The sequence below is a fragment of the Nonomuraea sp. NPDC050680 genome (genome assembly GCF_040654555.1).
In the GTDB taxonomy this organism is placed as follows: Bacteria; Actinomycetota; Actinomycetes; order Streptosporangiales; family Streptosporangiaceae; genus Nonomuraea.
Map to the genome: position 1 here is coordinate 589,344 of NZ_JBFAIF010000001.1, position 23,771 is coordinate 613,114.

The 23,771-nt window shown below is 71.2% G+C and carries 21 protein-coding genes and 1 riboswitch; of the genes, 6 read left to right on the top strand and 15 right to left on the bottom strand.

What is annotated here, in order from left to right:
- Positions 1 to 23 precede the first annotated feature (23 nt).
- The 9 genes from AB0H88_RS02820 to AB0H88_RS02860 form a co-directional block, all read right to left on the bottom strand.
- The gene (locus AB0H88_RS02820) at positions 24 to 893 is read right to left on the bottom strand and encodes an ABC transporter ATP-binding protein (protein ID WP_357640429.1); all 870 of its coding nucleotides are present in this window, start codon (positions 891 to 893) and stop codon (positions 24 to 26) included.
- A complete protein-coding gene (locus tag AB0H88_RS02825; protein WP_357641987.1) occupies positions 890 to 1,888 on the bottom strand; it encodes an iron ABC transporter permease in 999 nt (332 codons plus the stop codon). Before AB0H88_RS02825 ends, AB0H88_RS02820 begins: the two co-directional genes overlap by 4 nt.
- A gap of 11 nt (positions 1,889 to 1,899) precedes the next feature.
- On the bottom strand, positions 1,900 to 2,868 hold the full coding sequence (locus AB0H88_RS02830) for an ABC transporter substrate-binding protein (protein WP_357640432.1): 969 nt from the start codon (positions 2,866 to 2,868) through the stop codon (positions 1,900 to 1,902).
- Between the two features lie 72 nt (positions 2,869 to 2,940).
- Positions 2,941 to 3,061: riboswitch (cobalamin riboswitch) on the bottom strand.
- Between the two features lie 7 nt (positions 3,062 to 3,068).
- Positions 3,069 to 3,932, bottom strand: coding sequence for a Gfo/Idh/MocA family oxidoreductase (locus tag AB0H88_RS02835; protein WP_357640435.1), 864 nt, complete (start codon positions 3,930 to 3,932; stop codon positions 3,069 to 3,071).
- Between the two features lie 31 nt (positions 3,933 to 3,963).
- Positions 3,964 to 4,779, bottom strand: coding sequence for an SDR family NAD(P)-dependent oxidoreductase (locus AB0H88_RS02840; protein ID WP_357640437.1), 816 nt, complete (start codon positions 4,777 to 4,779; stop codon positions 3,964 to 3,966).
- Positions 4,776 to 6,050: a cytochrome P450 gene (locus AB0H88_RS02845; RefSeq protein ID WP_357640440.1), complete on the bottom strand. Its 1,275-nt coding sequence runs from the start codon at positions 6,048 to 6,050 to the stop codon at positions 4,776 to 4,778. Before AB0H88_RS02845 ends, AB0H88_RS02840 begins: the two co-directional genes overlap by 4 nt.
- Complete coding sequence (locus AB0H88_RS02850; RefSeq protein WP_357640442.1) at positions 6,047 to 7,003, bottom strand: phosphotriesterase-related protein; 957 nt, start codon at positions 7,001 to 7,003, stop codon at positions 6,047 to 6,049. The genes AB0H88_RS02845 and AB0H88_RS02850 overlap by 4 nt, the downstream gene beginning before the upstream one ends.
- A gap of 30 nt (positions 7,004 to 7,033) precedes the next feature.
- Complete coding sequence (locus AB0H88_RS02855; RefSeq protein WP_357640444.1) at positions 7,034 to 7,795, bottom strand: phytanoyl-CoA dioxygenase family protein; 762 nt, start codon at positions 7,793 to 7,795, stop codon at positions 7,034 to 7,036.
- A gap of 385 nt (positions 7,796 to 8,180) precedes the next feature.
- Entirely contained in the window at positions 8,181 to 8,678 is a 498-nt protein-coding gene (locus AB0H88_RS02860) for a hypothetical protein (RefSeq protein ID WP_357640446.1), read from the bottom strand.
- Positions 8,679 to 8,867: 189 nt separating this feature from the next.
- Here AB0H88_RS02860 and AB0H88_RS02865 point away from each other — a divergent pair, with 189 nt between their 5' ends.
- The 3 genes from AB0H88_RS02865 (at position 8,868) to AB0H88_RS02875 (ending at position 14,453) form a co-directional block, all read left to right on the top strand.
- Positions 8,868 to 13,292, top strand: a complete 4,425-nt coding sequence (locus tag AB0H88_RS02865; RefSeq protein ID WP_357640448.1) for a cation-translocating P-type ATPase — start codon at positions 8,868 to 8,870, stop codon at positions 13,290 to 13,292.
- A gap of 71 nt (positions 13,293 to 13,363) precedes the next feature.
- The gene (locus tag AB0H88_RS02870) at positions 13,364 to 13,489 is read left to right on the top strand and encodes a hypothetical protein (RefSeq protein WP_357640450.1); all 126 of its coding nucleotides are present in this window, start codon (positions 13,364 to 13,366) and stop codon (positions 13,487 to 13,489) included.
- 52 nt (positions 13,490 to 13,541) lie between these two features.
- Positions 13,542 to 14,453: a TIGR03621 family F420-dependent LLM class oxidoreductase gene (locus AB0H88_RS02875; protein WP_357640451.1), complete on the top strand. Its 912-nt coding sequence runs from the start codon at positions 13,542 to 13,544 to the stop codon at positions 14,451 to 14,453.
- Here AB0H88_RS02875 and AB0H88_RS02880 read toward each other — a convergent pair.
- Positions 14,443 to 15,459 (bottom strand): zinc-binding dehydrogenase, encoded by a 1,017-nt coding sequence (locus tag AB0H88_RS02880; RefSeq protein WP_357640453.1) that lies wholly within the window; start codon positions 15,457 to 15,459, stop codon positions 14,443 to 14,445. The genes AB0H88_RS02875 and AB0H88_RS02880 overlap by 11 nt on opposite strands.
- Positions 15,460 to 15,518: 59 nt before the next feature.
- Between AB0H88_RS02880 and AB0H88_RS02885 the strand changes: the two genes are divergently transcribed.
- Positions 15,519 to 16,103, top strand: coding sequence for a histidine phosphatase family protein (locus AB0H88_RS02885; protein ID WP_357640455.1), 585 nt, complete (start codon positions 15,519 to 15,521; stop codon positions 16,101 to 16,103).
- 84 nt (positions 16,104 to 16,187) lie between these two features.
- Here AB0H88_RS02885 and AB0H88_RS02890 read toward each other — a convergent pair whose 3' ends face one another.
- From AB0H88_RS02890 to AB0H88_RS02905, 4 genes are all read right to left on the bottom strand, one after another.
- A complete protein-coding gene (locus tag AB0H88_RS02890) occupies positions 16,188 to 16,946 on the bottom strand; it encodes a hypothetical protein (RefSeq protein WP_357640457.1) in 759 nt (252 codons plus the stop codon).
- A 46-nt stretch (positions 16,947 to 16,992) separates the two neighbouring features.
- Positions 16,993 to 17,244, bottom strand: a complete 252-nt coding sequence (locus AB0H88_RS02895) for a hypothetical protein (RefSeq protein WP_357640460.1) — start codon at positions 17,242 to 17,244, stop codon at positions 16,993 to 16,995.
- 87 nt (positions 17,245 to 17,331) lie between these two features.
- Positions 17,332 to 17,568: a DUF397 domain-containing protein gene (locus AB0H88_RS02900; RefSeq protein ID WP_225299640.1), complete on the bottom strand. Its 237-nt coding sequence runs from the start codon at positions 17,566 to 17,568 to the stop codon at positions 17,332 to 17,334.
- Positions 17,569 to 18,390, bottom strand: coding sequence for a helix-turn-helix transcriptional regulator (locus AB0H88_RS02905; RefSeq protein ID WP_225299863.1), 822 nt, complete (start codon positions 18,388 to 18,390; stop codon positions 17,569 to 17,571).
- Positions 18,391 to 18,611: 221 nt separating this feature from the next.
- Here AB0H88_RS02905 and AB0H88_RS02910 point away from each other — a divergent pair, with 221 nt between their 5' ends.
- On the top strand, positions 18,612 to 19,118 hold the full coding sequence (locus AB0H88_RS02910; protein ID WP_357640463.1) for an ATP-binding protein: 507 nt from the start codon (positions 18,612 to 18,614) through the stop codon (positions 19,116 to 19,118).
- 79 nt (positions 19,119 to 19,197) lie between these two features.
- Positions 19,198 to 21,618 carry a helicase-associated domain-containing protein gene (locus AB0H88_RS02915; protein WP_357640466.1) on the top strand — a complete coding sequence of 807 codons (2,421 nt, stop codon included), beginning with the start codon at positions 19,198 to 19,200 and terminating at the stop codon, positions 21,616 to 21,618.
- Here the strand turns inward: AB0H88_RS02915 and AB0H88_RS02920 are convergent.
- Positions 21,615 to 23,645, bottom strand: coding sequence for a zinc ribbon domain-containing protein (locus tag AB0H88_RS02920; protein WP_357640469.1), 2,031 nt, complete (start codon positions 23,643 to 23,645; stop codon positions 21,615 to 21,617). The genes AB0H88_RS02915 and AB0H88_RS02920 overlap by 4 nt on opposite strands.
- Positions 23,646 to 23,771: the final 126 nt, after the last annotated feature.

A 23,771-nucleotide genomic window follows, 5' to 3' on the forward strand; every position in this document is an offset into this window, starting at 1 on the left:
GACCCGATATGCCGGCTCCACTTTCACGAGACACCTCTGACCAGGTGCACGACGGGCCGGCCTCCGGGACCCGGCGCGATCTCCACCCGGGCGTCGAAGTGGGTGCCGACCAGCGCCTCCGTGAGCACCTGTCCCGGCTGTCCGGCGGCGACGGCCCGGCCGCCGGCGAGCAGGAGGAGCCTGTCGGCGTACTGCCCGGCGAGGGTCAGGTCGTGCAGCGTCGTCACCACGGTCAGCTCGTCGGCGAGCCTGAGCCGGTCGACCAGCTCCAGCACCTGCTGCTGGTGCCCGAGGTCGAGCGCGGTGGTGGGCTCGTCGAGCAGGAGCGCGGGCGCCTCCTGGGCCAGTGCCCTGGCCAGGACCACCCGCTGCCGCTCGCCGCCGGACAGCTCCCCCAGCCGGCGGCCGGCGAACTCGGTGAGGTCGAGACGTTCGAGCACGGACCTGGTGACCTCCTTGTCGCGGCGGCTCTCGCTGCCGAGGTAGGGAATGTACGGGGTGCGGCCGAGCAGGGCGTACTCGTACACGGTCATGTCGGGCGGCAGGGAGGGCGTCTGCGGCGCGTAGGCGACCAGCCTGGCCCGGTCCCTCGGCTTGAGCGTGGTCGCGGCCCGGCCGCCGACGGTGACCTCGCCCCGGTGGCCGACGACGCCCATAACGGCCTTGAGCAGGGTGGATTTGCCGGCGCCGTTCGGGCCGATGATCGCCAGCCATTCGCCGCGCCGTACCGAGAGGTCGACGTCGGTGAGCACCTCGCGTTCGCCGAGCCGTACGGACAGGGCGCTCGTCTCGATCATCCGGGCCGGACGGGCCGTGTCGGCGGCCACATGGCGGTCTGCCGGGCCCGTGTCGGCGGCCACATCGCGGTCTGCCCGGCCCGTGTCGGCGGTCATGTGGCGGTCTGCCGGGTCATGCGCAGGACGGCCACGAAGAACGGCGCGCCGACGAACATGGTGACCACCCCGATGGGCAGCTCGGCCGGGGCGATGACGGTACGCGCGACCAGGTCGGCGAGCACGAGGAAGGCGGCGCCGCAGATCAGCGACAGCGGCAGCACGATGCGGTAGGAGCCGCCCGCCAGCCGCCTGACCACATGCGGGATGACGATGCCGACGAACCCGATGAGCCCGCTCACCGCCACGGCCGCCGCGGTGGCCAGGGAGGCGGCGAGCAGGACCGCCAGCCGTACCCGCCCGGCGCGGACGCCGAGGCTGGTGGCCTCCTCGTCCCCCACCGAGAGCACGTCCAGCATCCGCCCGTGCGCGAGCAGCAGCACCGCCGAGACGACGGCGTACGGCAGGACCAGCCAGAACTGGTCCCAGCCGCCGCCCACATCACCCAGGATCCAGGAGTAGATGCGCTGCAGCTGCTCGACCTTGAACTGCTGGATGAACGTCTGGATCGCAGTGAGGAAGGAGGTGACGGCCACCCCGGCGAGCACCAGCGTGGCGGTGCCGCCCGACCGCCCGGCGGTGTTGCCGAGCACGTACGCGAGGAAGACCCCGCCGACCGCCCCCGCGAAGGCGGCCACCGGGATGCCGACGACGGGAGTCGGCACGAGCACGATGACCACGGTCGTGGTCAGCCCGGCTCCGGCCGCGGCGCCCAGCAGGTAGGGGTCGGCCAGCGGGTTGCGGAAGACCCCCTGGTAACCGGCCCCCGCGATGGCCAGCAGCCCGCCGACCACCGCCGCCACCAGCACCCTGGGCAGCCGCAACTCGAACAACAGCCCCTGCTCCACGGGTGCCAGCCCCGAGTCCACGTGTACGTACGGCAGCCAGTCGAGCGCCTGGAGCACCACCTGCCACGGCGAGATGTCGGCGGCCCCGCCGAGCAGCCCGGCGACCATGGAGACGGCGAGCACGGCCAGCGCGCCCGCCGTCCACATCGGTCTGGACCTCACTGGCGGGTGGCCGCCTTGCCGACGGCGTCACTGATGGTCTGCGCCAGGTCGACGACCCGCGGGCCCCAGCGCGAGGCGATGTCGTCGTCGAGCTGGATCACCTGGTCGCCCTTGACGGCCGACAGTCCCTTCCAGCCGGGGCGCTTGGCCAGCGTGTCCTTGCTCTGCTGGCAGCACTTCACGTCCGCCAGGAAGATCAGGTCGGGGTCGGCCTGGGCGACGAACTCCGCCGACAGCTTGGGGTAGCCGCCCGCCGGGTCCGGCGCCTTGTCGGCGATGTTGGTGAGCCCGAACATGGCGTAGATCTGCCCGATGAACGTACTGGACGTCGCCGCGTAAGGGGTCTGATCGAGTTCGTGGTAGTAGGTGAGCTTCTTGTCCTTGGGGGCGTTCGCCGAGAGCTTGTCGAGGGACGTCTTCATCCCTGTCACGACTTGTCCGGCCTTTTCGGTGTTGCCGGTGGCGGCGCCGAGGTCGGCGATCTCGTCGTACGCCTCGTCGAGCTTGGTGGCGGCGGGCTCCAGGAGGACCGGCACGTTCACCTTGCCCAGCTCGGCCACGATCTTGTCGATGTCGTTGGAGACGATGACCAGGTCGGGCTTCTGGGCGACGATGGCCTCGACGTTCGGCTTGAAGCCGGACAGGTCGGTCTTGGGGACACCGGCCGGGTAGTTGGACTGGTCGTCCACCGCGATGACCTGGGGACCCGCGCCGATGGCGAAGAGCGTCTCGGTGTGGCTGGCGGAGAGCGAGACGATCCGCTCCGGCCTCTTGGCGATGGTGACCTTGCCGTTGCCCGCCTCGACCGTCACGGGGAAGGCGGCGGAGCTGGTCGAGCCGGTCGTGCCGGTGGAGCCGGTGGGGCTCGCGGGTGACGAGGTGGTGGTAGTGCTGGTCTGACCACATCCGGCCAGAACAAGCGTTCCCAGCAGCGCGCCCGCGAAGGCCGTGCGTACGGGCCTCACGAGAAGTCCTTTCACACTGTCGGAACCGAGAGACCCGCTCGAGAGCGACGGATCACCCTTTTCCACGAGGGTTGATGACGTCAGCGCGGAGGCAGGCGACCTGGCTATGACAGTTGCGGGACAGCGCCGGACTCACACCGGACTTCGCTGCAACTCTGCGCGTCGGACAGACGCTATCAATGCGCCAGATGGGCGCTAAGTCAAGGGGTGCCCAATTGGGCTTCCGCCTCCGCGATGATCTCCTGCAACCTGAGCCCGTGGGCCGCGTCCAGCGGGTGGCCGCCGCCCTGGCGTACGGTCCGCGCGAACTCCTCGGCGATGGTCTCGAACAGATCGTCGTCGTCACCGGGCAGCAGCCTCGCGCTGCCCGTTCTGCCGTACACCGCGACGCTGGCCGGCGGCAGGTCGCCGGCGGCGGCCATGCACATCGAAGCCTCGCTGACCGCGCCGCCCTCATGATCGAGCAGCAGTCCGGTCCAGCCGAGCGGGTTGCCGTGCGCGCGTACGCCGATCACCCGGCCGAGCGCGGCGTCGAGCAGATCGACCACGTGCGGCCCGACGTCCAGAAGCGCCCCACGTTCGAGCCGCCACGGAGTGCCGAACGGGTGGTCGCCCAGCAGGACATTGGAGATGTTCGCGGCATGGCCGCCGAACGCCTCGATATCGGCGCAGCGCGCCAGGAACGCCCTGACCTGCTTCATATAACGCATGCTGAGAACCATCTGGGAGGCCACACCGGCCTCCCGCACGGCGCCGGCCAGCCGCCGCGCGTTCTCCAGCGAGTCGGCGAGCGGCTTCTCCAGCAGCAACGCCTTCCCGGCCCGCGCCGCACGCACCCCCAATTCGGCTTGTACGCCTGGCGGCACGCAGAACGCCACGGCCTCGCACGCGTCGAACAACTCCTCGACCCGCTCGAACACCGGCGCCCCCAGCCGGGCGGCGGCCTCCGGACGGCGGGCCCACACCCCGGCGAAACGGAGATGCGGACTCTTGGCCAGCATCGGCGCGTGCGCCCGCTCCGCCCACGGCCCCGCCCCGACCAACCCGACCGACACCGGCTCCATTCATCCCCCTTGATCCGCCACAACCCTAGAGTCATCCCGCCGCGTCGCGCCATTGGCGCAGGGCGTGCTCAGGGCGGTGGGCCAGGGTGCCGGAGTCGATGACGATGGTCTGTCCCGTGATGCACCGCGACTCACCCGAGGCGAGGAAGGCGACGAGGTCGGCCACGTCGTCCGGGGTGCAGGCCCAGGGCAGCAGCCGTTCGGCCGCCTTGTCGGCCAGCCGCTCCCGGCCGAGGGCCCGCTCGGCCGCGTCGGTCAGGACCAGCGCGGGCGCGACGGCGTTGCAGCGGATGCCGCGCGAGCCGTACTTGGTGGCCACGTACCGCACGAAACCGGTCAGCGCCGCCTTGGAGGTGCCGTACGCGACATGCGCGACGTCGCCCAGCAGGCCCGACACCGATGAGGTGACGACGAAGGCGCCGCCGTCGGCCATCACGGGGGCCGCCTGCTTGACCATGAGCAGGCAGCCGCGCAGGTTCACCGCCATCGTGCGGTCCCAGACGGCGACGTCGAGATCCTCAAGGTCGTGATCGCGGCCGTAGGTGCCGGGGTCGAGCGCGGCGGCGTTGGAGTGGACGACGTCCAGGCGGCCGAACGAGGCGATCAGGTCGCCGACCGCCCCGGCCACCTGCTTCTCGTCCGACACGTCACAGACGAGCGCCGTGGCCTTGCCGCCCCCGGCGCGGATGGCGGTGGCGACCGACTTGGCGCCCGCCGCGCGTACGTCCAGGACACCCACGCAGGCCCCCTCGGCGGCCAGGCGCGACGCGCACGCCGCACCGATGCCCGACCCCGCGCCCGTCACCAGGGCCACCCGCCCGTCGAACCGACCCGGCGCGGCACTCACCACGTCACCCGCAGAGCCGTCAGTCCCCGGCCCACGATGGACTTGCGGTAGACGATGGGTTCGTCGGCGAGTCTGAGGGTGGGCAGGCGGCGGCCGAGCACGTCGAGCGCGGTGCGGAGTTGCAGACGGCCGAGCGCGGCGCCCACGCAGAAGTGGATGCCGTAGCCGAACACCATGTGGGCGTCTGCGTTGACCCGGTCGATGACGAACCGGTCCGGGTCGGGGAAGACGGTCTCGTCGTGGGCGGCGGAGTCGGTGGAGAGCAGTACTAGCGACTTCTCCGGAATCATCACGTCGTGGAGTGAAATATCCGTGGTGGCGTACCGGAACGACCCGAGGGAGGCGCCGTCGATGCGCATGCACTCCTCCACCGCGTTCTGGATCAGCGGCGGCGCGAGCGGCCAGGCGTCCTCGCGCAGCAGTCGCAGGACGCTGTTGGCGAGCTGGTTCGGCACGGTGTCGTTGCCGCCGAGCAGGATCGTGGAGATCAGCTCCACCACCTCGCGGTGGCTGAGCTCTGAGCCGATCAGCGAGGTCATGAGCGAGGTGAAGTCGTCGCGCGGCTCCTTGGCCCGGGAGGCGACCAGCCGATCCACGTAATCCAGATATGTCAGGAAACTGTCGGCCAGTTCGAGCTGGCGGTCGGGCGGCTGCGGCGACAGGAAGAGCTGGAACCAGTCCTTCACATGCGCCTGCACGAAGCCCTCGTCCGACTCGGGCACCCCGATGAACCGGGCGGTCAGCTTGATCGACGGCTCGTGCCCGATCTCGGACACGAAGTCGGCCTCGCCCCTGGGCACCACGCGATCGAGCAGGTCCTCGTTGAGCCGCCGGAAGTGCTGCTCCATGGCCGAGACCGCCCGTGGCGTGAACGCCTTCGACACCGAACGCCGCAGCCTGGTGTGGTCGGGCGGATCGACGTTCGCCACGAAGCTGGACAGGAACGATCCGTGCTCGCCCAGCCGGTCGCGCGTCTCGCGGGTGAGGCTGCGGGAGATGGTCAGCGAGCCCTTCGAGGAGAACCGCCTCGGGTCGCCGTACGCCGCGCGCACGTCGGCGTGCCGGGTCAGCACGTAGGCGCCGAGGTGCTCGCTGCGGAACACCGGCCGCTCCCGCCGCAGCCTGCCGAGGAACGCGTACGGCGAGGCGACGTGCCAGTCCGAGCCGACGTCGAAGTCCTCGATCGCGTCCTCGATCGTGCCGTCGGTCGCGTCCTTGATCGTGCCATCGGCCGCGTCTTCGGTCGTGCCGTCCGTCGTGCCCTCGATCATGCGAAGATCCTCCGGGGGTTGTCGACGAGCATCTGGTGGATCTGGTCCTCGGTGACGCCCCTCTTGCGCAGCTCGGGCAGGACGTCGCGGGAGATGTGCAGGAGGTGGTAGTTCGGGTGGCGCTGCCGTACGACCTCGGCGTCGAATCGATCGTTGAAGCAGTACGAGTCGTGACTTAGCACCATTTGGTCGGCGTGGCCGCGCGCGCACATCGTCGCCACGATCGACACCCGGTCCTCGAACGGCGAGAGCATCTCGATGCCGAAGCGGTCCATGCCCAGGTAGGAGCCGTTCGCGGCCAGCTCCTCCAGATAGGCGACGTCGGTCGAGTCGCCCGCGTGGCCGATGACGACCCTGGTGAGGTCGACGCCGAGCTCGCCGAGCAGCCGCTGCTGCTCCAGGCCGCCTCTGGAGGCGCTGTGGGAGTGGGTGGTGATGGGCACGCCCGTCTCCAGGTGCGCCTCGGCGACCGCCCGGAACACCCGTTCGGTCCCCTTGGTCATACCGAGATGGTCGGTGGCGCATTTGAGCATGCCCGCCTTGACCCCGGTCCGGCCGATGCCCTGAACGATGTCCCGTACGAAGAACTCCGCCAGCCGATCGGGCCCGCCGAACAGCGAGCCGGGACCCCGGTTGCCGAAGTACGGCGGGAGGGCGTCGTAGGTGTAGAGGCCGGTGGCGGCGACGATGTTCACGCTGGTCAGCTCGGCCACCCGCTGGACGGCGGGGACGTACCTGCCGAGCCCGATGACCGTCAGGTCCACGATCGTGTCGATGCCCTCGGCCCGGAGGTCGTCCAGTTTGGCCGCCGCCTCCCTCGCCCGCCGCTCGAGGTCCCAGCCTTCCGGGATGTCCGGCCAGTTCCAGAGAATCTCCGGGCTGAGCCCGAACACATGCTCGTGCATGAGCGTGGCGCCCAGTTCGCCCACCGGCCCTCTCACGGTCTCAGGCATGGGCGTCTCTCACGTCCTTCGCTGGGGCGCTCACACGCACGGGAACCTCGGGTGGTCGAACGGCCGGTTCACCTCTAGGTCGAGCCCGTCCGTCTGCTGGTACGGCGTGCCGGTGTAAAGGGCGTTGGCGTCGAAGTACGTGACAGTGAACGACAGGCGCGGCTGGTCGCGGTGGTTGGCGGGCGCTCCGTGCACGGTCAGAGCGTGATGCACGGTCGCGTCGCCCGCCGCGAGGTCGAGGGGCGGCGACAGCTCCAGCTGCTTGAGCCACGGGTGCTGGCTGAGCTGGTCGTCCCCGGTCCGGATGAAGCTCCGCCCGAGCAGCCCGTACCGGTGCGAACCGCTGAAGAAGCGCAGTGATCCCATGTCCGCCGGTACGTCCACCAGCGCCAGCCAGATCGTCAGCATCGCCGAGCGGTCCATCGGCATCCACGGGAAGTCCTGATGGAACTCGGTCGCCGCGTGCTCCCCTGGCTCCTTGACGAGCAGGTTCGTGACCTGCACGCGCACGGCCTCCACACCGCGCAGCAGCCGGGTCGCGTTCTCGCCCATGACCGGGCTCAGGGCCAGCGCCCGGAACGCCGCGTCGCTCTCGGCGATGTCGCGCGACTGCCCGAATGCCTGGTCCACCAGTGTCCGCCGCTGCTTCGCGCGGGCCGCGAGGTAGCCGCTCGCCCGCTGCCTCAGCTCGGCCACGGCATCGGGGGGCACGAGGGCGGGCAGCCGCACCCATCCGTGCTCGTGAAAGAAGCCCGCCTCGTCGTCCGACGCGGCGCGCACGGGGATCTCCATTCCCACAGTCTGGCACCTGAGCAAGCGCTTGGTAAGTGCTCTTGTCTCTTCCGTCAACTCGAGCCCTCAAATACGGAAGGAGAACCACAAAACGGATACGCAGCCATAGAAGTGGGCACGGAACTCTTGTTCGTCGCGCGCCGGGAGGCGTCCGACGTCCTAGAAATGGGGGAGGAATCATGGCCGTTGCCCAGTCTCGAGCGCGTTCGTCCAAAGAACTGGCGATTGACCTGCCGATGATGAGTGTCCAGGTCCGTCCCCCGAATCTGCGGATGCCGCACGTCGAGATGCCGCGTCTGGGGCTGCCGCGCCTTTCCCGGCGGGAGCTCGGTCACGCCGTGGACGTGGCGCGGACGTTCCTTCCGCCGCCCGAGCGCCTCGCGTACTATGGCGCGCTCGGCGCGCTCGCGGCGTTCGGCGTGCTCGACTGGCCGGTGGCCGCCGCCATCGGCGCCGGTGCGCTGATCGCGCGGCGCGGCCAGCAAGGGGAGAGCGGGACACCCGCCCGCGGCATGCAGGCGTCTCCGCCTGCCACCGCCCGCGGTCGCGCCACGACCTCCGGTACCCGCACGACCTCCACGCCCCGCAGCCGCGGCACGTCCGCCACGACCCGCAGCCGTGCCGCGGCCTCCGGCGCGCGAAGCCGTACCGCGACCGCCACGGCCGCCACGCCGAAGAGCGACACCGAACAGAAGAGCGCCGCCACGTCCAGGAGCTCGGCCACACCCAAGAGCACTTCCACGTCAAGGAGCACCGCCACACCGAAGAGCGCCGCCTCGGGAGAGACCGCCACCTCGGGTCGGCGTACCGCCTCGGGCAGGCGCAGCACGTCCTCGACGAGCACCGCCTCGACCGCCGGCTCCTCGAGGAGGGCTTCTTCCACCACGTCACGAGGCGCTCGGGCGAGCACCGCCGGGCGTGCGCGGTCGGGCCGGTGAGATCGGGTTGGCACGTGCTCTGAGCAGCCTGCGCGCCTGGACGGTTCGGCGTGTTCTGAGCCGCCCGCGCGCCGCCCGGACGGTTCAGCCGAACAGCCTGCGCGCCGCCCGGACGGTTCCGCCGAGGGGACGACATGTGGCCGTTCTCCGCTGACACGGTCCTGAGCGTGCTCCCGGAGCCCGTGCGGAGCATGCTCCCCCGCCCACGCCGGATACAGAAGTGCGCGGGTGGCGTACGCATCGAACTGCGGCACGTCGGCGGCCCCGGCACGGAGCCGGCCGCGCGCGTCCTCGAAGATCGGCTGCGCTCGGCCGGGGTGGACCGGGCCGAGGTCAACGGCGCGCTCGGCTGCGTGTTCGCGGGCTGCGACGCGGCCACGGCCGACCTGGACAAGCTCACGACCATCGTCGACGAACTCGACCTGGACGGCGCCCGCGCCGGTGGGCCGGTGGCGCTCGACGCCGTGCAGCAGCAGGCCCGCGCCGCGATGAGCCTCGGCCTGCACGTCCTGGGCACCGGGCTCGCGCTGGCCGGCCGGGTCGCCCGCCTGCCGAGCGTGTCGCCGGCCGTCCCCGCCGTCCTGTCGCTGGCCGAGCACACCCCGCGGATCCGGCGAGAGCTGGAGCGGTACATGAGCATCCCCACCGCGGACGCGGTGGTCGTGTCGTCTCGCCTCATCTCGCAGACGCTCGCGGTGCGGCCCTTGTCGATGCTCATCGACTCCGTCGCGGCGGCCATCCGCTTCGTCGACTCGTGCGCCGGGCGCCGGGCTTGGGAACTGCGCGAGGAGGAGTTCGCCGACGCCGACGGGGCCTACCGGCACCTCCAGGTGGTGGGGCAGCCTCGGCCTGTTCCCGTGCCGCACGGGCCCGTCGAGCTGTACGCCAACGCCGCGAGCGCGGCCACGGTGGTGACGCAGGCGGTCACCACCGTGGTGGGCCGCAATCACGAGCAGGGGCTCTCCGTACTCATCACGGGGATCCCGAAGGCCGCGCACTTCGGCAGGGACGCCTTCACCAGCGTTCTCGCGCGTGCCCTGGCCAATCGCGGTGGCATGGTGCTCCATCGCCGCGCGCTGGGCCGCCTGGATCGCGTCGACACGGTCCTCCTCGACGCCGCCGCGCTGACCACGGGCGGGTGGACGATCGACGGCATCCTCCCGCTCGGCGCGAACCACGGCACGAAAATCCGAGCGGATCCCAGCACGGACCACAGCACGGACGGGAGCACGGGCGGGGGTCTGGACGGGAGCACGAGCGGGGGTCTGGACGAGCTGCACGCGCGGATCTACACGCTGCTCGACCTCACCGATCCGGCGGCCCAGCGCGAGCGGGACGGCTGGTCGGCAGAGCCGTACTCGGCGACGCGCGAGCCCGCGGAGGTGCGGAAGTGGCGCCGCCAGGGGATCCAGCCGATCAGGATCTCGCGGGAGGGCGTCCCGGTCGCCCTGGTCGGGGTGGCGCCAGAGCTCCACCCGCTGGCCGAAGCCGTGGTCGCCGCCGCGAAGGGCGCGGGTGACGTGGTCCTGGCCGGCGGGGAGGCGTACCTCGGCCCGCGACTCGGGGTGGACCGGGTGGTCGACGGCGGCTCCCGGCTGGTCGCCGCGCTTCGGTCGCTGCAGTCCGAAGGACACATGGTGGCCGTGGTGTCCCGCACGTCGAGGCGCGGCCTGCGCCAGGCGGACCTGGGCATCGGCGTGCTCAGGGGGGCGCGGCGGGTGCCGTGGGACGCCGACGTGATCAGCGACCTCGACGGGATCCACCTGCTGCTGCGCTGCGTCCCGTACGCGAAGAAGGCCAGCAGGCACAGTGTGCGGGTGGCCGCCGCGGCGGGGGTCGTCGGCGCGGGCCTGGCCGTGCTCGGCCCGGCCTCGACGGCGGTGGCGCGGGCGAACCTGGTACGCGACTGCACCTCGGTGGCCGCCCTCGTCACCGGGGAGTGGGTGGGACGGAAGGTCAGGCGGACGGCGCCGCCGGTGCCCGCCGACCGCACGCCGTGGCACGCGATGGCGGTGGCCGACGTCCTCGACCTGCTGCGCACCTCGCCGCACGGGCTGAACCAGAAGGAGGCCGAGCGCCGCAGGACGAAGCCGGCGCGGCCGGATTCCGCCGGGCCCACTTCCCTGGCCATGGCGTCCCTGGAGGAGCTCGCCAACCCGTTGACGCCGGTCCTGGCGGTGGGCGCGGGGCTGTCGGCCTCGGTCGGTTCGGTCCTGGACGCCGTCCTGATCGGCGGCGTGATGGTGGTCGACGCCGTCATCGGCGGGGCGCAGCGGCGCGGCGCCGACCGGGAGGTGCACCGGCTCACCGAGGTCACCGCCGTCCGGGTCCGGCTGCGCAGGCCCGGCGGCGATGTCTCCGGCGTCGCCGACGACCTGGTGAAGGGGGACGTGATCGAGCTGCGCGCCGGTGACGCCGTACCGGCCGACGGCAGGCTGATCCAGGCGGTCAGCCTGGAGATCGACGAGTCCACCCTGACCGGCGAGTCGCAGCTCGTGTCCAAGACCGCGGCGCCCACTGTCGCCGCCGCCATCGCGGATCGCCGATCCATGGTGTACGAGGGCGCCACCGTCGCGGCCGGCCACGGCCTGGCCGTGATCGTGGCGACGGGAGAGGAGACCGAGGCGGGCCGGACCGCCGGACTGGCCGCCGAGAGGCCGCCGGTGAGCGGCGTGGAGCTGCGGCTGCGCAAACTGAGCCGCCGCATCCTGCCCGCCGCGATCGGGTCGGGCCTGGTCCTGATGGTGACCAACCTGCTGCGCGGCTCACCCCTGTCCGCGGCGCTCGCCCCCGCGGTGAGCCTGGCCGTCGCCGCGGTCCCCGAAGGGCTGCCCTTCATCGCCACCGTGGCCGAGCTCGCCTCCAGCAAACGGCTCTCCCAGCGCAACACGCTGGTCCGCAATCCGTCGACGATCGAGGCCCTGGGCCGGGTCGACGTACTCTGCTTCGACAAGACCGGGACGCTGACCGAAGGCCATATCAGCCTGCGTCAGGTCTCGGACGGAAGCCACGCCCGGCCGCTGGAGACGTTGACGCCGGAGCTGAAGGTGATCGTCGGCGCGGCGCTCCGGGCGGGCCCCCGCTTCGAGGGCGGGCGGGCCATCCCCCACCCGACGGACCGCGCCGTCGTGGAGGGTGCCGCCAAGCTCCACGTGGCGCCCAAGGACGGCCTTCGGGAGTGGCACCGAATCGACGAGCTGCCGTTCGAACCCGCGCGCGGCTACCACGCGGTGCTCGGCCTGTCCGAGTCGGGTCACCTGTTGAGCGTCAAGGGAGCCCCCGAGGTCGTCCTCGACCGCTGCACCCACCTGATCCGCGGCGGCGAGCAGGTACCCATGGGCGCGAGGACCAGGCGTGAGCTGGAGAAGGAGGTGGACAGGCAGGCGTTGCAGGGCTTCCGCGTGCTCGCCGTCGCCGAGCGCGGGGCGTCCAGCCGCGCCGATCTCGACGAGTCCCGCATCCAGCGCCTGTGCTTCCTGGGCTTCCTCTGCCTGGCCGATCCCGTACGGCCCACGGCGACGCGGAGCGTCGACGGCCTGATGCGCGCCGGCGTCCGGGTCATCATGATCACTGGCGACCATCCGAGCACGGCCGAGGCCATCGCCGCCGAGATCCACGTTCTGAACGGCCAGCGGGTGATGACGGGACCCGAGCTCGAACGGCTGGACGACGACGCCCTGACCAAGGTGCTGCCCGAGGTGGCGGTGTTCGCGCGCACCACGCCCGAGCACAAGGCCCGCATCGTCTCCTGCCTGCGGCGGGCCGGCAATGTGGTGGCCGTCACCGGTGACGGCGCCAACGACGTCCCCGCGATCCGGCTCGCCGACATCGGCATCGCCCTCGGACCGCGGGCCGTCCCGGCCGCCAGGGCCGCCGCCGACATCGTGGTGATCGACGATCGCATCGAGACGATCATCGACGCGATCTCCGAGGGCCGGGCGATGTGGGGCTCGGTCCGCGACGCGCTCGGCATCCTGCTCGGCGGGAACGTCGGAGAGATCGCCTTCACCGTCGGCTCCAGCCTGCTGTCCAGGCGCAGCGCGCTCAACGCCCGCCAGTTGCTCCTGGTCAACCTGCTCACCGACATGCTGCCCGCCATGGCCGTGGCCGTTCGCCCGCCGAACGCCGAGAGCCCGGAGAAACTGCTCGCCGAGGGGCCGGAGGTCTCGCTCGGCACCGCCCTGACCCGCGACATCTACGTACGCGCGGTCACCACCGCGGCGGCGGCGACCGCGGCGTGGCTGCTCGGCCGGATGACCGGCACGCCGGGCCGCGCGTCCACCGTCGGGCTCATCGGCCTGGTGGGAGCGCAACTGCTGCAGACGCTGTCGGTGGGGGACGGGGATCGGCTGGTGTTCCTCGCGTCGGTGTCGTCGCTGGCGGCCCTCATGGTGATCATCTCCGTCCCGGGGCTGAGCCAGGTGTTCGGCTGCCGTCCGGTCGGCCCGTTCGGCTGGGCCATCGGGCTGGGCTGCGCCGGGGCGGCGGCGCTGGTGGCGGTGCTGATGGAGCGGGCGAGCGCGGAGCAGTCATCAGCGGTTCACCATATAGACACCTGATTTGTGGCCTTATCGCAACTTTTGTGGCCGATTATCCTCATAACGATAGGTTTATTGAGGTGAGGTACTCGGTGTCTGAATTTCTAGCCTCTCTGCTCGCGAAGGCGGGCATGATGCTCCTGGAAATGTTGATCGCGCGGATCGTCCAGGCGCTGGTCACATCCCTCGCTGGCCGCACCGCGTTCCGCCTGGCCTGAGCTACGCTGGCAAGCGTATCTACACAAGCGCTTGCTCAAGCGAGGAGATGCCGTGCGGCGGTTCAGGTTCGGGGCGGTGGTGCGGCAGGCGGAGTCGGGTAAGGCGTGGGCGGACAAGGCCAGGCGGCTGGAGAGTGCCGGGTTCGATGTGCTGCTCGTGCCCGACCACCTGGTCGGCCCGCGATTCGCCCCCGTGGCGGCGCTGGCCGCCGCCGCGAGCGCGACGACGCGGCTTCGCGTGGGGACCCTCGTGTTCGCCAACGACTTCCGGCATCCGGCCGTGCTGGCCAAGGAGACGGCGACCCTCGACGTGCTGTCCGACGGGCGGCTCGACGTGGGGCTCGGGACCGGCTGGATGGCCGACGACTACCAGCGGGCCGGCCTGCCGTTCGAGCCGCCCGGGGTGCGGGTGGACCGGCTGGCTGAGGCCGTAGCCGTACTGAAGGGGCTGTGGGGCGACGGGCCGTACACCTTCGACGGGGCGCACTACCGGATCCGGGCGCTCGACCAGCAGCCCAAGCCCGTGCAGCGGCCGCATCCGCGACTCCTGCTGGGCGGCGGCGGGCCGCGGATGCTGCGACTGGCCGCCCGGGAGGCCGACGTGGTGAACCTGGGGATGCGGGTACGCGCCGACGGCACCGGCCCCGACGGGAGCGACGGCGGGCGGCAGGCGTTCATGGACAAGCTGCGGACGGTACGCGCGGCCGCCGGCGACCGCTACGACCGGCTGGAGCTGGGCACGAGCGTGGTGCAGGTGGGCGTACGCAAGCCGGAGGAGTCCTGGAGCGCCGCCGACACCTCACAGCTGGACGAGACGCCCCAGGTACTCCTCGGCACCCACCACGACATAGTCGACAAGCTCCGCTATTGGCGGGATGAGCACGATATTTCGTATTTCGTGGTGCACCACGAGCGAGACCTCGACGCCTTCACCCCGATCGTCGAGGAGCTCGCTACGGGGTGAGGATCACCTTGCCCATGGTGTTCCTGCTCTCCAGTGCCGCATGGGCGGCCGCGGCCCGCTCCAGCGGGAAGGACTGGACGGCGGGCGTGAGCTCGCCGTTCGCCGCCGCCTCCAGTGCCCGGTCCCGCAGGTCGTCCATGCCGCCCTGGCGGCCGAGCAGGTAGGCGATGCCGTCGTAGGAGGTCACGCCGCGGGCCTTCAGCTCGTCCTCCTCGGGATGGAACCACTCCCCCGACGCCTGCCCGAACACGACCTGCCGCCCACCTTCGGCGCCCGGCCCGAAAGTGCCCTCCCCGCGCCGATCCGCGGCTTCCCCGCCGAGGAGTTCGAAGGCGGCTCTGCCGAGTTCGCCGCCGACCCCGTCGAAGACGATCGTGACGTCACCGACCGACTCCCGTACGACGTCCGTCCAGCCTGGCGTGCCGTAGTCGACCGCCAGGTCGGCGCCCAGCGAGCGGACCCGGGCCGCCTTCGCCGGGCCGCTCGCCGCTCCGACCACCGTCGCGCCCACCCGGCGGGCGTGCTGGACGAGCAGCGTGCCGATCCCCCCGGCGGCGGCCATGACCAGCACCACGTCCGAGGCCGTCACGGGCGCGACCTCCAGCAGTCCCAGCGTGGTGGCGCCGGTCGATTGCATGGCGACCGCCGCGTCATACTCCAGCCCGTCGGGAAGCACCGTCAGACCGGCGGCGGGCGCGACAGCGAGCGAGGCGTAGCCGCCCGAGGTCACCTGGCTGGTCACCACGCGACTGCCCAGCACGCCGGCGCCGACGCCCTCACCGACCGACTCCACCACCCCCGCCACCTCGCGGCCGAACGTCGTGGGCAGGTCGGGCGCGGGGTGCGGGCCGATGGGGATGCCCTGCCTGAACAGCGTCTCGATGAAGTGCACACCGACGGCGTGTACGGCGATGCGGACCTCGCCGGGGCCCGGCAAGGGATCGGGGACGGACTCATAGCGGAGGTTCTCGGCAGGGCCGAAGGAATAGAGCCTTATCGCGTGCATGCCGCCCAGCCTGCTACCTGAACCACGGTTGAGGTCAACCGTGCCGGATGATGGAAGTCATGGACGAGATGGTGTTGCTCAGGCACGGCGCGACAGAGTGGAGTACGGCGGGCAAGCACACGGGCCGCACCGATGTGCCGTTGCTGCCCGCGGGCGAGGAGCAGGCGCGGGCGCTGGCGCCGCTGGTCAAGGAGATGACGTTCGACCTGGTGCTGGTGTCCCCCGCCAAGCGGGCCCGCCGGACGGCGGAGTTGGCCGGGCTGGAGGCGTACGAGGTGGACGCGGATCTGTGGGAGTGGGACTACGGCGGCTACGAGGGCATCACCACGCCCGAGATCCGGGAGACCCGGCCGGGCTGGTACCTGTGGCGCGACGGCGTGACCCCCGGCGACGCCGAACATCCCGGGGAGAGCGCGACCGACGTCGGCGCGCGCGCCGACCGGGTGATCGCCAGGGCGAAGGCGGCCGATGGGCGGGTGGCGCTGGTGGCGCACGGGCACTTCCTGCGCGTGCTGACGGCCCGCTGGCTGGGCCTGCCGCCCACCGACGGCCGCCTGTTCAAGCTCGACACCGGCACGTACTCACGACTCGGCTACGAACACGCCGAACCCGTGGTGACGACCTGGAACGCACCGGTCACCTGACCCACGCCCTTACCGCCGACGCTCCTACCGCCGACGCTCTTACCGCCGACGCGAGTCCGTCACGGCCACCTCCGCGGCCCGACGCTAACCCGATGTGCCTCCGGGTGCCAGACGGCTGCCGGGGAAGGGCGACAGGAGGGTCTCGCGCCACGGCCCGTCGAGGAAGTCGCGGGCCCGCTTGGCCCAGTCGAGCAGGCGCGGGTCCGGCGGCACCTCGTCGTCCAGCCCGAGGGCGGCGTCCCGGGCCCGCTGCGTGCTCAGGTGGTCGTCGAGCGACACGCCCCAGACCGTGACGGCCTCGGTGTCGCAGAACAGCACCTCGTACAGGCCGACCAGGTGGTGTCCGTGCTCGGCCAGCAGCGGGGCGCGCTCGGTGCGGACCGCCTCCAGGTAGTCGAGGGCGGCGCCGGGTCGCACGCGGGCGCTCTCGAACACGTAGAACTCGGCGGTGGCCACCTGGCCCAGGTCCGGACAGCCCGGCACGGCGCCGAGCGGGCGGGAGAAGGCGGAGAAGCGCAGGTCGTCGATGTCGGACAGGAACAGGCGGTCGTCCACCCCTCGGTAGATCTCCATCATCTGGCGCCAGCCGCCGTCCCAGCCGCCGTGGCACTCCCACAGCGTGACCGCCTTGAACTGCGGGTGCCCGGTGATGCCCACGGCATAGAAGGCGCCGGCCAGGTCGATCTCGCGGGACCTGATGGACATGCCCGAGGTCAGCGTGGGCGCCTGGCGGGCCTCGTCCTCGCGCTTGTAGCGGGTCAGCCAGGTGAGGTACTCCATCGGGCGCCGGGAGTTCATCGGCCGGAAGTCGACCTCTTCGAGAAGGTAGATCCCACGCCGCATCCGGACTCCTTTGACCAAGCGATTGCTCGGCCTCAACCCTAGCTGATCAAGCGACCGCTTGGGTAGGCTCCGGCCCTCTCCCTGTCAGCCACTCCAGCACTCTGCGATGCCCGGAGGCGGCGTCCTCGAAGTGGCCCCAGTGCCAGTAACGCGGCTGGTCACGGACGCCCGTGACCCACGTGCGATAGGAGACGGCGGCGCCGGAGGGCGCGACGCCATAGGTGCGGATCACGACCTTGCCGCCGGGCGCGAAGAGCACGTCGTCGGCGATCGGATAAAGGGTCATCTGGTCGAGCATGTGCTGATCATGGAGTCCGCAGGTGGCGGGGCGGTTACGCCTCCGGCGCGCCCCCGTTAAGGGGGCCCGCCGGAGGTTAACAGCCTGTTACACCAGGAGACCGTCGAACTCCCCATCCTTCACTCCGAGCACGAGGGCTCGGATCTCGTCGCGGGTGTAGATCAGGGCCGGGCCATCGGGGAAGCGCGAGTTGCGCACCGCCACCCCGCCGTCGGGGAGCTTCGCGAGTTCGACGCAGTTCCCCTGTGAGTTGCTGTAGTGGCTCTTGCGCCAGGCGACCTGCTGCAGGTCGGTCGCGGGCATGCCGTTGTAGGTCTGCTTCATCTACATCTTTCTGAGAAGACCGCCGATGAGCTCGACGGTGCCCCCTGGCGTGGTGCTCTCCACGCATAACTGCTCCATAGCCGTGAGATATGGATCGATGTCCTCACGCTTGTCCAGGTACAGGGCACCCCAGAGCTGCTCGACATAGACAACGTCCGACAAGTCGGACTCGGGAAATCGCAAGATGCTGAACGCGCCACCTTCAGCGGCGTGCATGCCATATCTGAAGGGCATCACCTGAATGGTGATGTTGGGAAGGGCAGCGACTTCCAGCAAATGCTGAAGCTGCTCGGACATGACCTCCCGCCCGCCGATGGTCCTCTTGAGGGTCGCTTCGTCGATGACGGCCCACAGTCGCGGGCCGTCCTTCTGCGTGAAGCGCTCTTGTCGCTGCATGCGCAGATGCACGCGGCGCTCGATCTGCCCAGGGGTCTCATCGGGGTTGCCGAGTTGGTATACCGCGCGTGCGTATGCGGCCGTCTGCAGCAGACCGGGCACGAACTGCACCTCATAGGTACGGATCACGCTGGCTGCTTCCTCTAGCCCCACGTACGTGGTGAACCACGCGGGCAGAACGGCTGAATACTTGTGCCACCACCCGGGGGTGTTGGCTTCGCGGACCATCTCCAGCAGGGCACGGCGCTCGGCGTCGTCGACGACGCCGTACAGGGTGAGCAGGTCCTCTACATCGCGTGTCTTGAATCCGACGCGACCGAGTTCCATACGGCTGATCTTCGACTCGGACGCCCGGATGTGGAATCCGGCCTGGTCGCGGGTGAGCTCGCTGGCTTCACGCAGCCGCCGCAAACTGGCGCCAAGCATGATGCGCCGAACGGTCGAACCTGAACCGGGCGGATCGAGGGACACGTGCTGCTCCTTGGTCGTTTCCTTAGCACACAGTCTGTCACTCCACGGCCGAAAGATCATATGCCGCGGACAAGATCCCCTTTCCCACTAATTGACCTTTTGGGGCAACGGTAGCGCTTGCACACGGTGTCTGCACGTGCATTCGCTCTTGCACCTGCACGAGAGTTTGCTCCAGAATGATCAACGTGCAATCCACCACGGCGACGCAGGGCACATGGACCACGTTCGACTGGTGGCCCCCGGTCGGGTGGTGGCCGGAGGCCGCGTGTGACCTGCTGGTCCCAGGCCCGGCCTCGAGCGCCACATTCGTCCTCCCGCCCACGCCGTCCTCGATCCACGCCGTCCGCAGCTTCACCCACGGCACCCTGACGGCATGGGGCCTCGGCGAGCTGATCGAGAACATGGAGCTGGTGGTCTCCGAGCTGGCCACCAACGCGCTGCGGCACGGGTTACACCTGGCCGAGCCGCATTGCCAGCGGCCGGTCCACATGTCCCTGGTGCGCCGCGGCGCACTGGTTACCAGCGCCTTCACCGATCCAGGCTCATCGGTGCCCGTGCTGAGATACCCTGGCCCTCTCGACACCGGCGGCCTCGGACTCCACATCGTCGAATCGCTCAGCCACCGATGGGGCTGGTCCGCACTCGCGCCCCACGGGAAGATCGTCTGGGCAGTCCTCTCCTGACCGGGGGTGATCTGCATTACCGTGGATGCTCATGGCTCACGGTGAGTCCCTGCGTGCGACCCCATGAGAGTGCTGACAGATGGAAGATCACCTGCTCGGCTGGCTACGAACACTTGACGAAGACAGGCTGGGCCGCATCCTGGCGACCCGGCCCGACGCCATCGCGGCCCCCTGGCCGCGGCGGCTCGACACCCTTGCCCAGCGGCTCGGCAACGGATTCGCCGTGATGGAGGCCCTGCGCGGCCTGCCCCTTCCCTGCCTTGAGCTGGCTCAGGCGTGCCTGGTCGTCCGGCACGCCACTCCCGAGCGGCTGGCGGCCTTCCTCGGCGTGCCGGCCGGGGAGCTGACCCCCTGGCTCGACCTCCTGCATGACCACGCGCTGGCCTGGCCGGACAGCGAGGGCGTCATCCGCCTGGCCGAGGCCGTGTCGCGGTGGTGGACCGCGCCTCTCGGCCTGGGCGAGCCGCTTGACCACTACCTCAACTCCTGGACGATCAGCAACGACACGCTGCGCTCGCTCGCCCGCAACCTGGGGCTCCCGCCTGACGGCAACAAGCGCCGCACGGTCAGCCGGGCCAGCGAGGTGCTCGGCGACCGGGCCCGGCTCGACGCGCTGCTGCGCGATGCCCCCGAGGGCACGGTCCGGCTGCTGGAGCGCTTCGCCTGGGAGGGCCCCGTACGCGACGTCGACGGCGGCCGGTTCGTCATGCCCGGCACGCCGGAGAAGTGGTCCGCCGACCACGGCATCCTCTACCGGCCGAGCTGGCATGTGGCCGAGATGCCGCGCGAGGTGGCGCTCGGCCTGCGCGGCCCCGGCTACCACCCGCCGTTCACCCCCGAACCGCCCGAGGTGGCCACCATCCCGATCGACCCGGAAGAGGTCGACCACCTGATGACGCTGGCCGCTCCGCATGTGGTGGAGCGGTGCGCGGCGCTGCTCGACAACGCCTCCAAGACGCCGCTGCCGCTGCTCAAGACCGGTGGCGTGGGCGTGCGCGAGGTACGCAGGGTGGCCAAGGAGACCGGCTGCGACGAGGACGAGACCCGGCTGCTGCTGGAGATCTGTACCGTGGCCAGGCTGCTGGCCTGGGACGAGCCGTCCGGCGGCATGGTCCCCACCGAGCGGTTCGACCGCTGGCGGCTCGACGAGGGCTCGGCCCGGCTGCGGGTGCTGCTGTCGGCCTGGTGGCGCATGGAGCGCTCGTCGCTGCGCAAGATCGACGGAAAGTACGGCACCGTGCTGGGCGACGACCAGTCGGGGGCCGCCGTGGCGCGCGTGCGCCGGGCGGTGCTGTCGGTCCTGTCCCACCTGCCGGCCGGCACGGCCTTCGCCGATCGCGCCGGCCTGGTCCGCAACGTCCACTGGCACTCCCCGATGCTCGACCAGGACCTGCTGGCCGAGTGCGCGTCGGCGGTGCTCATCGAGGCGCGGCTGCTCGGCCTGCTGGCCAACGACTCGCTGACCGACCTGGGCAGGGCGCTGGCCGGGCTGGCCGCCAAGGCGGGCGAGGAGAGCGACGACGCGGTGCCGCTGGTCGAGCACGACCCGATGCTCGCGGAGGCGTCGACCAGGGCGCTGGCCAGCGTGCGCAGGAGCGCGCTGTTCGGCCCCGACCTGACCGCGGTGGTGACGGGACCGCCGTCCGCCGAGCTGGCCGCGCTGCTCGACCGGGTGGCCGAGCGGGAGTCGCGGGGCGCGGCCTCGGTGTGGCGGTTCACCACCGAGAGCGTGCGCCGCGCGCTGGATCACGGCTACGAGGCCGACGAGCTGCTGGAGGAGCTGTCCGGCGTCGGGACCATCCCGCAGCCGCTCGAATACCTCATACGCGACGTCGCCCGCAGGCACGGCGAGGTGACGGTGACCACGGTGGGCTGCGTGGTGCAGGCCTCCGACCCGACCCTGCTCGCCGAGATCGCCGGTCACCGGCGGCTGGGCCGGCTCGGCCTGCGGCTGCTCGCGCCCACCGTACTGGTGAGCTCCGCGGGCGCCGAGCGGACACTCGCCGCGCTGCGCGAGCACGGCTACTCGCCCGTCCCGGTCGCCGACGGCGGCGAGATCACGATCCGTCGCACCCGCGTCGAGGAACCCAACAACGGCAAGCTCATCCTGCTGCCCGGCGGCCAGGTGGCCGAGCTGTCGGAGCTGTCGGCGATCGGCGGGGCCGAGGCGATCCCGCACATCATCGCCGAGCCGATCCCCGACCCGCACGAGCACGCCGCCCGTCTGATCACCGCCAGCCGGGCGGCGAACGAGCGCGCCGGGCGCACCTGGGCCGTCATCGGCCGGATGGCGACCAGGCTGCCCACGGCGCAGCAGTCACTGCTGGGCTTCGTCGTGGACCGGGGCGTGCGGGCCGGCATCACGCTGACCGACGGCCTGACCGCGACGATCAGCCACGGCGAGCTCAAGGGCGGCGCCCTCGACGCCTGGTGCGAGGAGGCCGGCGACTACCTGGAGTTCCCGCTGGCCGAGATCGTCGAGGTCACGGGAGCTTACTAGCGTCTGCGATTCTCTGTGTTTGCCTGGAGATTTCCGGCATTCCGGGCGGGCGTGGCGCGTGGCGGGCCACCTGCGTACGTTCCCAGGGGGAGTACGGGGGTGGCTGCGACACGGTGGAAGCCAGTCCGGTGGTGAGGATTGCGTACAGGCCCTGTACGTCCCGCCGGTGAGCGGGATGCCTGGGGTGCCTGGCCCGCCGGACGCTTTCCCATCCCGGGCGTGCCGGGGTCGGGGGCGGGCACCGTGCGCCGGTCGGGCACACGGCTGAACGTCTTGGTGCGGCTGACCTGCCGCCGTTTGGGGGTCGGCCGGGTCTTGGCGCGCGCCCGGGCCGGTGGGCGTGGATGCACATCGGTCTGGGTGCGCCGGGCCCGACGAGCCGCGCGGGTGGGCCTGTTGCGGCGGCGCGCCCGGGTCACGTTGCCTTCCACCACCACCGCGATGGTGCGCACGCCGGTGCCCGGGGCGGTCCGGGTGTGGCGCTGGCCGAGCAGGCCGCGGGCGGCGATCCGCTCGGCCGCGGCATGATCGCGGTCGCACGACAGCCCGCACGCCGGACAGTAGGCCCACTTCCAGCCACGCTCGCCCGGCCGGTCAGGCGCCGGAACATGCCGCAGCACGCTGCCACCCTCACCGCAGCGTGGACAGTAGCGGGAGGTGCCCCGTGCGGGCACCGTCACCACCGCGACACCGTCCTTGGCGGCCAGATGCCGGATCGCCTCGATCACCATGCCGCGCACCTGCCCCGACAACGCCGCATTGCCCCGGCGGACCCCACGCGCCTCCAGCGTGGCCAGATCCTCCAGATAGATCACCCCGGCACCGAGCGCGACCGCCTGATCCACCGCCCACCGCGCCGCCGACCAGGCCAGCGCATGATCAAGCCGCCGGATCCGGGCACACACCCGCTCATGCTCCACCGCCACTACCCGTAGCCCGCGCTCCAGCGCCACACGGCGCACATCATGGGCATCGGCGGTATTCAGCCCGGACAGCAGTGCCGCGCAGTGATCGCGTTTGGCGGCCAGGTGTTCACGGTGGCCGCGCAGCCGGTGCAGCTTGGCCGAGATCACCGTGGCGTCGTAGCGCAGCATCCGCCCGTCGGCGCACACCCGGCCCTCGCGCGGTTGGCCGTCGCGCAGCCGGGCGACGGAGCCGGTCAGCAGCGTGTTCACGCCCCAGTCCAAGCCCGGAGCCACCGTGTGGCCGACTGCCCGCGCTGAGGGGATCGGGCTCTGGAACGGCAGATCGATACGCACCCGGCCGTCGGCGATGCGCACCGTGGGAGTGCACGGCCGGGCCTGGGCTCCGACAGTGGGCGGCAGCGTCATCGCGATGGCATGCCACGCCCAATCCTTGCGGGAGGCCGGAGTCGCCTTCAGCGGCAACTGCACCCGCAACATCGCGCTGGACTCGCCGGTGCGAATCAGGGTGACCAGTTGCCTGTCGGCCGCCGCCAGCACTGCCTGGGCGGCCACCCGGGGCGGCTCCTCCACCTCGGTGAGGTCACCCGGCAACACGCCATCGCGCTCCAGCACGGCGCGGATCTGCCGGGTACGGTTACGGATCTCGGCGGCGCTGACCCCCTGCGGCAGCGCCGCGCGCAACGCCTTCCGCTCCACCTCGTCACGCCGCCGCGGATCCCGCGGCCACGTGGCCAAGATCGCCGCTACGACGCCCCGCCGATGCACCGCCGCCCGCAACATGCGAGCCGCCTGCTCCTCCGCGCACCGCCGCACCCGATCCGAGAGATACACCCCACCACTGCCCGCTGCGGCAGCACATCCCCAGCCCAGCCGGCGGATCGCCACCCACCCCTTGACCGGCAGCACCCGCCCATCCGGCCCCACCCCACCGGCCAGAAGATCCAGATCCCGCGCATCCCACCGTTCAGCGACGATCCCGGCCGTCATCGCCTGGGTCAGCGCGGTCAGCCAGGCCACCCGCTCACCCAGCACCGGCCCGGCCACCACCTCCCCACTCGCCTCCACCACAGCCCGATACCCGGTACAGGATGCGGTCGCCACCAACGCCACCATGCGCACCCGCCCCTCCCCAAACCATCAGTCACATCATGTGCACGCGACGCTACACACCGTCACCGACAATTCTCGGAGTCACCCAACCCCACCGCTCGCCGATCCCGGCACGAA